Annotated in this window: 10 protein-coding genes; 6 read left to right on the top strand and 4 right to left on the bottom strand. The window is 39.5% G+C overall.

What is annotated here, in order from left to right:
- The 3 genes from COX77_04115 to COX77_04105 all read right to left on the bottom strand — a co-directional run.
- Positions 1–997: hypothetical protein (locus tag COX77_04115; GenBank protein PIZ98591.1), on the bottom strand; the 997-nt coding region annotated here is incomplete at its 3' end.
- A 15-nt stretch (positions 998–1012) separates the two neighbouring features.
- On the bottom strand, positions 1013–1546 hold the full coding sequence (locus COX77_04110) for a hypothetical protein (protein ID PIZ98590.1): 534 nt from the start codon (positions 1544–1546) through the stop codon (positions 1013–1015).
- Positions 1547–1651: 105 nt separating this feature from the next.
- Positions 1652–2992, bottom strand: coding sequence for a hypothetical protein (locus COX77_04105; protein PIZ98589.1), 1341 nt, complete (start codon positions 2990–2992; stop codon positions 1652–1654).
- Between the two features lie 1760 nt (positions 2993–4752).
- On the opposite strand from COX77_04105, the gene COX77_04100 reads away from it, so the two are divergent.
- Positions 4753–6300 carry a hypothetical protein gene (locus tag COX77_04100; GenBank protein PIZ98592.1) on the top strand — a complete coding sequence of 516 codons (1548 nt, stop codon included), beginning with the start codon at positions 4753–4755 and terminating at the stop codon, positions 6298–6300.
- Between the two features lie 311 nt (positions 6301–6611).
- On the opposite strand, the gene COX77_04095 is transcribed toward COX77_04100, so the two are convergent.
- A complete protein-coding gene (locus COX77_04095) occupies positions 6612–7325 on the bottom strand; it encodes a hypothetical protein (protein PIZ98588.1) in 714 nt (237 codons plus the stop codon).
- A 133-nt stretch (positions 7326–7458) separates the two neighbouring features.
- On the opposite strand from COX77_04095, the gene COX77_04090 reads away from it, so the two are divergent.
- From COX77_04090 to COX77_04070, 5 genes are all read left to right on the top strand, one after another.
- Positions 7459–8625: a hypothetical protein gene (locus COX77_04090; GenBank protein PIZ98587.1), complete on the top strand. Its 1167-nt coding sequence runs from the start codon at positions 7459–7461 to the stop codon at positions 8623–8625.
- Between the two features lie 2 nt (positions 8626–8627).
- Entirely contained in the window at positions 8628–9476 is an 849-nt protein-coding gene (gene rsmA / locus COX77_04085) for a ribosomal RNA small subunit methyltransferase A (protein ID PIZ98586.1), read from the top strand.
- 60 nt (positions 9477–9536) lie between these two features.
- The gene (locus tag COX77_04080; protein ID PIZ98585.1) at positions 9537–10019 is read left to right on the top strand and encodes a hypothetical protein; all 483 of its coding nucleotides are present in this window, start codon (positions 9537–9539) and stop codon (positions 10017–10019) included.
- A 126-nt stretch (positions 10020–10145) separates the two neighbouring features.
- Positions 10146–10844, top strand: coding sequence for a hypothetical protein (locus COX77_04075; GenBank protein PIZ98584.1), 699 nt, complete (start codon positions 10146–10148; stop codon positions 10842–10844).
- Positions 10845–11159 (top strand): hypothetical protein (locus COX77_04070; protein PIZ98583.1); only part of this gene is annotated, 315 nt, incomplete at its 3' end.

Genomic DNA, 11159 nt, shown 5'->3' with positions numbered 1-11159 from the left:
TTTTCCACTTTTTCATACTGTTTAAATCCTGAGTGGAAAAGCCCGAAAAAAACTGTTCGGCTAAAGTTCTCCGACCTCTTTCATAAACACTTTTTTCAGCGAAATAAATACAGCGAATGGCAGTTTGAAATATCTGTTTGCTAATTTTATTTTCAATAGCATTAACCGTTTCTTTTTCCTTGGCGGTCAATTTCATTTCTGGTGGGAGAAAACTTTCCGCCTCGGTTTGTTTATTTTTATTTTTGGCTGTCCGATAAGTAAGGCGATCAATTAATTTTTTTCCCCGATCCAAGTAGTTATTATCATTGTTAGTGGCTGGTTCAATGCGGAATTGTAACCAAATTTGCTCATTGGCTTTTAATTTACTTAGTCCTTCAAAAAGAGCATTGATGGGGTCGATTCTTTTTTCCTCACGATTTTGATCGGCTTTTTCTTCAAAAAAATTAGCGTAAGTTTTAATAGGGTACACATCCGGCTTGATTAACATTTCATCAAAACCATAAAGATCCCAGTTACCGTAAGGCGATTGTATGGGTGCGTTTTCAATGTAGTCATAGACTTCCTTAATTTCCGCATCGGGAAATTGAGAATAGATGGAAGCTTCTACTGTATCGCGATGATTTTTGAGAATCCGAATATACATACGGATTTCATTCTTGATACAAGCTATTTCCAAACTAAGATAGTACATTTTTCTGCCCTTGGCCCACTTACTGATAATTTTTACTAATCCTAAAGAGCTGTAAATACCCCAAAAATTAGCCATTACTTGTTCCATGGATTTAAAGGGCTTTTCTACTACTGGTGGTGGGGTAATTTCCAAAACAATATATTGTTGTTTGGCTTCCCACATTTCCTGTCGCCACCAGAGCCAGGCCTGAGGTACCAGCGGTACGAGCAAAAGCGGTGGGATGATATACCACCAAGCTAAAAAAACATCTTGGATCATATTGAGCCACAGTTGGTCAACGGAAATAGCAATATTATTAAATTCCATCATGATAATATAATTTTAGAAACGTTTTTTCATTTCTTCTTGGTAATCTAGACCGCGTTCCCACGCTAGGTTAAAAAATACTTTCATGGTTTGAGCGATTTCTTTGCTTTTGATTAAAACTCCAAGCAGTTCATTAGACTTAAAGGAAGTGAGAGCGACATTATTACCGAAAATATTAATTTCAATAGAGATGGGAAACTTATCTTGTGGGATCAGAAGTGTCTTGCGGTAGTATTTCTGATCTTGTTGAGCATAATCAGAGGAGAAATAGTTAGCTGGGGCAATGACCTTCGCAAAAATTTTTTTCTTGGTTCTTTCTGGTATATAGTACTCCTCAGCCCAGTGATAGAATTCTTTGTCAATTTCCGGAATTACTGCACTAATGGCGTAGATTGGTTTATTGGCATTAAGAGTTTTTTGGTAAATTTTTTTCAGTCCCTCCACCCCATGGTAATACTCAACTTTTGTGGGTTCTACTTTTTTAGGTTTATTAATTTTAAGATCAGCGAGAAATTCGTTAGTTTTTTTCTGAATGATCTTTTTGAGCATAAATCGCTATTTATTATTTAAGTAGTAAAATTATAACACAAATATAATAAAAACGCCCTGTTAATTGACGAACAGGGCGTAACATTAACGCCAGTTGTTAGTAGTTTATTTCACATAAAGTAAGGGATTTTGTCGAACATTATCCGTTCGTACCTCAAAATGCAGATGAGGACCAGTAGAGCGACCAGTACTGCCAATGGCAGCTATGGCTTCACCACGAGCGACTGTTTGTCCGGGACGAACATATAGTTTAGAAGCATGTGCATAGAGAGTTTTGATACCGTTACCATGGTTAATAATTACATAGTTACCATAACCGCCACGATTCCAGCCAGCGACTTCCACTTTACCACTCTCGGCAGCATAAATTGGTTCGCCGACTCGATTGCCAATATCCAGGCCAGGGTGACGGTAGCGGAAATACTGTGTAATACGACGAACAGAAGTCGGCCAAATAAAACGACCACCAGATTCGGCACCCTTTCTGGTTTTGCTTGGTGTCGTAAAGACATTAGCAATAGAGCGACTGGTAGATGGTGGCATATAGACTGTTGGTTTGATGCCACCGGGTATAATTAACTCTTGAGCAATGGCAATTTGTTCAATGGATTGCAAACGATTGAATTCCAGAATTTTATCAATATTGGACTGATAGGTTTTAGCAATTTTATCTAAGGTATCACCCTTTTTAACAACATATAATAAACCGTCAACCGGCAATATTTTTAATTTTTGTCCTGGCTTGATCATACTGTAAGCCGTCAGATTATTAGTCCAGAGAATAGTTGATAGGTGCAAATCAAATTTATTACTGATCCCAGAAAGCGTATCACCGGTTTGTACTTCATAAATAGCAATGCTGGTTCTCTTGGCAGAGGCCAAAGAGATAATTGGTAGCTCTAGTGCTTCTAGCGCTGAAGCATCAGGAGTTAAAGCTGATAGTTCATCGACAGACAGCGGAAAATCTTGATTGATATTTAAATCTTCTTCGCTGAGAGCGTCGGGATGTAATTCCTCTTGTTGCCAAGTCAGTGATTTGGGATCGAGCGGTCCCTCAATAATATTCTCATTATCTAGGAGGTCATCATCGTGCCTGGTTAAAGTATAGATGATATTATTTTTACCAAAATCTTCCGGCCAAATATCGGCCGCTTGGACGCTTTGCCAAAGGGAAAAGATTAAAAGTAGGCAGAAAAGGATGAGCGCGGAAAAAGAATTAACTTTGGCCGGCCAACTATTTCGTCGTTGGAAAAGATCAATGACTCTAAATTTTATTTTGAAACTTAGTGAGTAGATTGGTAGAATTATTATTTTAAAGACACCTTTAGCCAGCCATTGCGAGGGTTTAGTGATAAATAAAAATACTTGCCACGTTCCTTGAGAAATAACTTTCAAGGATTGAATAGCAAGTAGTAAAGATTTAAGTGCTAATTGTCGGAGGCGCAAAGAAATACTCTTTGTTTTTTCCTAAAATTATTAGCAGAGTTTAAACAATCAAAGAAAGCTAAAATGCTAATAATTATTAAGTTCAGTGATTAGAAATATAATACAATGGCCACATCTTGTCAATAACAAAAGTCAACACCGGGAGTTGCCAACTCCCGGTGTTGAACCCAAAACATTGACAGCTTATGGTCTTTGATTTAGTATTAATAACACACCAATATATTGGAGGATCAATGTTTGTATTCCTACCAGTGAATATTGGTTGTCGTCTCGAATTACTCGACGAAATAAATATTACCGCACATTGCTATCAAGAAACGAGTATTCACGGCAACTAATTTCGGACTGAACTAGTAGACCTTGTTCGGTCCCTAAACTAGCTATTCGTATTGAAGGTCGGTACTCCATTTTTTTTGTTCTTTGTTGATAAATCGTTAAACACCCCTGCTAAGCAATTGGCAGGGCTTTTTTTAAACATTGAATTTTTCAGCCAATTTTGTTAAACTGAATTAAGTTTTATGAATAAATACAATCATCAAGAAATAGAAAAAAAGTGGCAGAATCAATGGCTCGGCAGTGATTTATATCAAGCTCGGGATTTTGATTCTGCTCCGAAGAAGTATGTGCTAGATATGTTTCCCTATCCATCTGGTCAGGGTTTGCATGTCGGTCACCCGGAGGGTTATACGGCTACTGATATTTACTGTCGCTATTTGCGTTATCGCGGGTTCAATGTTTTGCATCCGATGGGTTGGGACGCCTTTGGTTTACCGGCAGAAAACTATGCTATTAAAACTGGTACTCAGCCAAAAGAAACAACAGCGAATAATGTGGCTAATTTCAAGAAGCAAATTCAGTCGTTGGGTCTTTCCTATGATTGGAGTAGGGAAGTAGATACTACCGATCCAAATTATTATCGTTGGACGCAGTGGATATTCCTTCAGTTGTTTAAGAGAGGGTTGGCTTATGAGGCGGTGGTGCCGATTAATTGGTGTCCATCTTGTTTAACTGGCTTGGCTAATGAAGAAGTCGTAAGCGGAAAATGTGATCGTTGTCATACAGTGGTAGTAAAGAAAGATATGAAGCAGTGGTTATTGAAAATCACCGCTTATGCTGGCCGATTATTAATGGGCGTGGATCATCTTGATTGGCCCGATTCTATTAAAGCCTTGCAGCGTAATTGGATCGGTCGTTCGGTCGGCGCCAAAGTCCAATTCAGGGTGCAATTAAATAACGCTCAGGACTTCAAATATCAGCTAGAAGTTTTTACTACTCGGCCCGATACTTTATTTGGGGTAACTTTCATGGTGTTGGCACCCGAGCATGAGTTAGTGACGAAGATTAGAGAACAGATTATTAATATTAAAGAAGTAGAAAATTATATTCAGCAAGCGAAGAATAAATCGGATTTGGAAAGAACTGATTTAAATAAAGACAAAACAGGTGTAGAGCTTCAAGGTTGTTATGCCATTAATCCAGTGAATGGTGAGCAGTTGCCGATTTGGTTAGCTGATTATGTTCTGGCTGGCTATGGCACTGGCGCTATTATGTCAGTACCAGCGCACGACCAACGCGATTGGGAGTTCGCCAAAAAGTATAATTTACCAATAGTTAAAGTTGTAGAAAACGCCATTACGGAAATGGCTTTTACCCAAGACGGTACAGCTATTAATTCTGGTCAGTTTAATGGTTTGCCAACTACTGAATTTAAAAAACAGATTATTCAATGGTTAGAACAAAAAGAAGTCGGTCGGGAGGCCGTGAATTATAAACTGCGCGACTGGGTTTTTTCCCGTCAGCGTTATTGGGGCGAACCAATACCATTAGTACATTGCGCTAACTGTCGGGAACAAATTATTCAACAAGCTAAGCATATTAATTTCTACGAGCAATCAACTTGGTTGCGATTGATTTCTGGTTTTAAAACAGTTGAAACTAGGGTTTTAAATCCGGAAGAACCAGAGCGCTATTTTGGTGCTATCAAAGTTGGTGATTATTTACAAGCTACTAATAAAATAACCAAGGAAGTGCAGTACTGCCAAGTGAAGAATGTTTGGCAATTCAAAGATTTGCCAACACTATTTAACAATCAGGAAGTATTAGCTAAGATTTATGCTCCAGACCCCTTGCCAAAAGATATAGTAGAATTAGAGAGGGGATATTCATATACACCAGACTATTTGGACCGAATTAACAAAAATGGATTAATAGCTTGGGAGATTGAGTTGGTGGTACCTGGTATTGTGCCAGTACCAGAGGATCAACTGCCCATTACCTTACCGGAAGTAAAAAAGTATGAGCCAACCGGAACCGGTGAGTCGCCGCTAGCTACTATTACTGATTGGGTGAAAACCACTTGTCTAGTTTGTGGTCAGGCAGCTAAACGTGAAACCAATACTATGCCGCAATGGGCAGGATCGTCTTGGTATTGGTTACGGTTTATTGATCCGCATAATAATACTAATTTTGCAGAGCCAGAAAAACTAAAATATTGGTTACCAGTTGATATGTACGTTGGTGGTGCTGAGCATGCTGTTTTGCATTTATTGTATTCGCGTTTTTGGAATATGGTTTTGTTTGATTTGGGTTTGGTGCCAGTAGCGGAGCCATTTCAAAAGTTAATCAATCAGGGGCTGATCTTGGGTCCCGATGGAGAGAAGATGTCCAAGTCGCGCGGTAATGTCATTAATCCCGATGATATCATTCAAGAATTTGGAGCTGATACTCTGCGTCTTTATGAGATGTTTATGGGTCCGTTGGAAGATGCTAAACCGTGGGATACAAAAAGCATCATTGGCGTTCGTCGATTTTTAGATCGTATTTATAATATAGAAATAGTTAGTGAGTCATCGGAGCAGGTTATTAAAAGTCTACATAAATTAATTAAAAAAGTTGGTGATGATATTGAGAATTTTCATTTCAATACAGCTATTTCTGCCATGATGATTTTTTTGAATGACTGTAATGATAAAATGGATCAGGAGACGTGGCAGAAATTCTTAATTGTTCTATCACCCCTGGCGCCTCACCTAGCCGAAGAGATGTGGTCAATTACTGGCCATCAGGAATCGATCTTTCGTAACAGCTGGCCAGTTCATGACAGTAGTTTATTGATTGACTCGGAGTTTGAATTAGTGCTGCAAATTAATGGTAAGGTACGAGATAAATTGATCGTTAGTCGGGAAACAAAAGAAAAAGACTTATCCAACATTATTGCCCAATCAGAAAAAGTTCAAAAATATTTGAATGGGAGCAAACCTCAGAAAATTATTTATATTCCTGGCCGATTGGTTAATATTGTATTGTAGAATGTGTGAGCTAGAATCAGATTATTGGGTAATCGGTAATCAGTAAACCAGCTGAGAATTGTTTTTATTTTTCGTTGAGTCATATTAGCATAAGATATGTACTGGACACCGGGTCCTAGCTCGGTGTGACAGTTAAGTGGGTATTGCATTAGTCGTTTGCCCGCCAAAGGCGGGTCCGCCTCCTCGCCACGCTAGCGCTTTGGCGCAGCGGGCGGCGGAAGCTAATGCTGGAGTCGGTGTATCGGGTTATCATGGGACAGGATTGAGAAGGAGAGAGGTAAATATGAAAAAAATAAATCCGCTGATATTAATCAACGGATTTTTTTGATACTAAAAAGATAACCAAGAGTTGAACCAAGAGCAAAGGGCAGGGCGAGTGTCAATAAGCCAATAGCCATTACGCGGAAGGTGGTGGGCGCCAAGTCAATGATAATTAGTAGACCCGCACCTACTAGTTCCAGAATAATTTTTATTTTCCCGAGTATGTTGGCTTGGGTGGCCATGGTGTAGGGCAAATGCCTGATTATTATTTTTATTGTGGCGATAATAATAAGAAATGACTCCAAGCTGACAATGGACCAAAAGAGCCAACTAGGTAAATTATGATAGCCCAAGGGAATCAATACCGAAGCTAACAATATTTTATCAGCCAGCGGATCGAGCATTTTACCAGTGTTAGTGATCATGCCCAGGGCTCGGGCCATTGGTCCGTCAATCAGATCAAGAAAGCTGGCGATAATGAAAATAATAACCGCTAGCCCATAAGACTGATTGAACAGTAAAAGCATTACTACGCCAGTCAAGATAATACGAATCAGGGTAATCAAGTTTGGTGGATTAACTATATCCTTAATGATTAGTGGTTCAATAACGAAACCAATGTACTGTTCATACCAAAACATTTTTTTTGCCCGATAGCGAAGTTTTAAATTGTGTGCCCAAACTCTAATAGCGCTTTGCAAATAGCGATCTTTAATTTCGCTAATCTGATCGATACTGGCAATCAGCCAACGGAATAGATGCATAACGCCTCCAATAATTTGTGATGTGAAAAAACTAATTGATCAAACTTTACGCCCAGAAAACGAGGTTGTCAAATGGAGGTGTGATTAATAATGGTATAATATAGTTAAGTATCTTTAATTAGCAATTTATCTTATGCCCCACATTACTCACCGTCTTTTGCATTTTTTACCAGCCCGGATGCAACCCGAAGTCAAAGAGCTTTATAGCTCAACATTGATTTTGAACTTTGGCTTGGCCTTGATTTTTATTTTTGAGCCAATTTATTTATATCATTTAGGCTACTCCTTGCAGCAGATTATGTTTTTTTGGTTGCTTGTTTATGTTGCTTATTTTTTCTTCTTACCATTGGGAGCCATGATTTCGGAGAAATATGGCTATGAACATACCATTTTTTATGGTACCTTTTTTTGGGTATTGCTATATTTATGCATGTACTTAATAGGACAGTATTCTTATTTTTTTTATATTACACCAATCGTCTATGCTTTTCAGAAGTCCGTGTATTGGCCAGCTTACCACTCTAATTTTGCCAAGTATTCTGCTTCTGAGGAGGAAGGTCGAGAAATTAGCGTTTTGTATATCTTAAGTTCCCTCAATTATGTTGTGGGCCCGATACTTGGTGGTTGGATATTATCGCAGTGGGGTTTTAATGCGCTATTCATTACCGTAGCCTTAATTATGATGTTATCTAATGTACCAATGCTATTGACCAAAGAAGTTTTCCAGTCCGAGCCCGTGCATTACCTCACGGAAATTAAAGCTGTTTGGCGAAAAGCCAATCGGCATAAATTCTTCGGTTATTTAGGTTTTGGCGAGGAGTTAATCGCTTTGGTGGTGTGGCCTATTTTTATTTCTCTTTATGTTACGGACTTTTTATCCATCGGTGGCTTGGTGGCGATTGGTACTCTGGTAACGGCGGTAGTGACTTTAATCGTTGGTCGTTTGTCAGACAAAACCGAAGCGGGAAAAATACTGCACATCGGCGCTTGTTTTTATTTTCTTAATTGGTTGGCGAGACTGGCTATTGCGAGACCCTTAGGTGTTTTGATGACCGATACTGTTTCTCAGATGACCAAAAATACTATTTTGGTACCAATGATTACCATGTTTTATCGCGAATCCAGACGGCCAGAAGCTATTCACCAGGTTTTATTTTTGGAAATGACGCTAGCGGTGGGCAAGGTAGCAATGGCCGGAATTATGTGTTTATTATTATTTATTATCAGTGGTGCCCTGATACCATTTTATGTCAGTTTTGTTTTAGCGGCGTTGTTTGCCTTACTATACTTATTACTTTAAATATGGATTTATTAACCGAAGTTCAGAATTTGTGTGCCCAGTATGATCTAGAACCCAGTAAAAAAATGGGTCAGAATTATTTGATTGACGCCGAAGTTTTGGCAGAGATTATTAGTACGGCGAAGATAAAAAAAACGGATCACATAGTTGAAGTTGGACCGGGTTTTGGTGTTTTAACCAAAGAGCTAGCCAGTCGAGCGAAAAAAGTATTGGCGGTGGAAATGGATCCGCGAGCAGCATTGGCTATTACGCGACTAGGAAATATTTATCAAAACATTGAAGTAGTTACTAATAATATTTTAACTATTAAGAACGCTGAATTATTGGCACAGTTGGGCAGCAAAAGTTATCGGGTGATTGCCAATATCCCTTATCAGATAACTTCACGACTGTTGAGAAAATTTTTAAGTTACGATCCCAAACCCAAGGATTTGTTAATTTTGGTCCAGCGGGAAGTGGCCCAACGAGTAGTGGCCAAGAACGGTCAACGCAGTTTATTGTCACTCAGTGTGCAATTTTATGGCCAACCAACAATTGTGACTATGGTGCCCAGTAGTAGTTTTTGGCCAGAGCCGGATGTTAATTCCGCACTACTGCATATTATAATTAATGACGATTATATTAAGAAATTGAAGAAAGCTAAGTTAACAGAACAAGATTTTTGGTCTTTACTGAAAGCCAGCTTTGCTGGTCGGCGGAAAACTTTAGTTAATAATTTAAGCAACAGTTGGCACTGTGAAAAAAAAGAAGTTATTAAAATTCTCAAAAAATTAAAGATTAATGAAATGGCTCGAGCTCAAGACTTATATTTGGATCAATGGTTGTCTTTGGCCAGTGAGGTGTATGAGTAGATTGATGATGGTCAGAGTACCGGGGAATCAGGATATCCGGAAATTATGGAACCTGGTTAATTGGATGACAAACGTGGTTTTGCCCGCCAGAGGCGGGTCCGCCATCTCGCCACGCTAACGCTTGCGCAGCGGGTGGCGGAAGCTAGCGCTGTTTGGCCACCCAAGGACCTAGTCATTTCGATCCAGCCTTTCGCGAAAGGCTGGGGAGAAATCTCTCGCGACTGCCTCCCCGCTTACGCTGAAGCTCCAGCGAGGCGAGCGGGCAGGATGCGAGCGGTAAACGTTAATACCCGCCCAGCACGAAGCACACTACTACAAAAAATGTTCGGTGACCTAATTCCGTCAATGATAGAGACTTATTTTTTACTATCAGCACGGATGCAGGAAACACTATTACTAAAGAATGAACGTCAGGCGCTCAGACAAGCTGAGAGACTCCTCCTCATCCGCCATCTCGCCACGCTAGCGCTTGCGCAGCGGGTGGTGAAAGCTAGCGCTGGAATCGGGAGATCAGGAAATCAGAGTACCGGGGAATCGGATTGATATAGTGTGACAAAGAGGAGATGGATTAAGCACCCGATACACTACTGGCTAATTATGACAATCAAGTCTTTGACGTAATGATAATTATTTATTATAATTTGGTGGTAATAGTTAGATGACAAGATGATGGAATTCAGAAAAAAACAGTTGTCTTACCTGGCGGTCTTTGTTATAGCCGTCAGTGTTTTTGGTTTTGCGTTTTGGCAGGTGCAAAAAAATATTGCTGCACCGTTTGCTCTGCAAATTAAGGAAAATACCAACAGTAACGAACAGCATGATAATCTTTTTTTAACGGAAACGGAAAAAATGGAAAAATTAAAGAAAGTTGATAGTGATAATGACGGCCTTTCGGACTATCTGGAGCTATATATCTATAACACCTCGCCGTATTTAGACGATAGTGACTCTGATGGTGTTACTGACAAGGATGAAGTGCTTGCCGGCTCTGATCCCAATTGCGTTGGTGAGAACTGTGGCAATATTAAAGACACTGGCGGCGTTGAGCAAATAGAAAAAACAGCGCCCGAGATGATCAGAGAGCTGATGACAATGGGATTTGGTGAGTCCGAGTTAAAGAAAATGACCGAAAGTGAACTAAAAACCTTGTACGCCGACGCTAAAGTGGTGGCGGGTAGCAACGTTAATGTTCCTGAAGAGCTTAGTAAACTGACATCGCCGGAAAATATTGATAAATTATCTGTTGAGCAAATTAAAGCTATTTTAATTCAGGGTGGCGCTAAGGCTGAGGATCTAGCTAACGTTACGGAAAGTGAACTAAAAGAGATTTTCAAAAAAGTTATCAATCAACAAAATAATAATAAATAGATGTGGTGCAAAATAAAACTTTTTCTGAGTAAATTATTGGTCGTGATCATTATTTTAACGGCGATAATTTTACCATTACGCTCGCAAGCCATGGCGGTAGCTGATTTCGGTGCTATTGGCGCCACCATTACGCAAACTGGTAAAGATGTGGTGAGTTTTATTTGGGAGAAAGCCAAAGGATTGTATGATATCACCGCTCAATATATTACTTCGCAAGCGGTAATGAAATCAGTAGATCTTTTTGCTCAACGGTTGGCTACTTCTACCGCCAAGACCATTGCTTCCTCAGGTTCAGGCTTAAACAGTCTTTTTGAG

This window comes from Candidatus Komeilibacteria bacterium CG_4_10_14_0_2_um_filter_37_10, assembly GCA_002793075.1.
GTDB lineage: Bacteria > Patescibacteriota > Patescibacteriia > UBA1558 > UBA1558 > UM-FILTER-37-10.
This window is presented reverse-complemented; position numbering and strand designations above follow the sequence as displayed.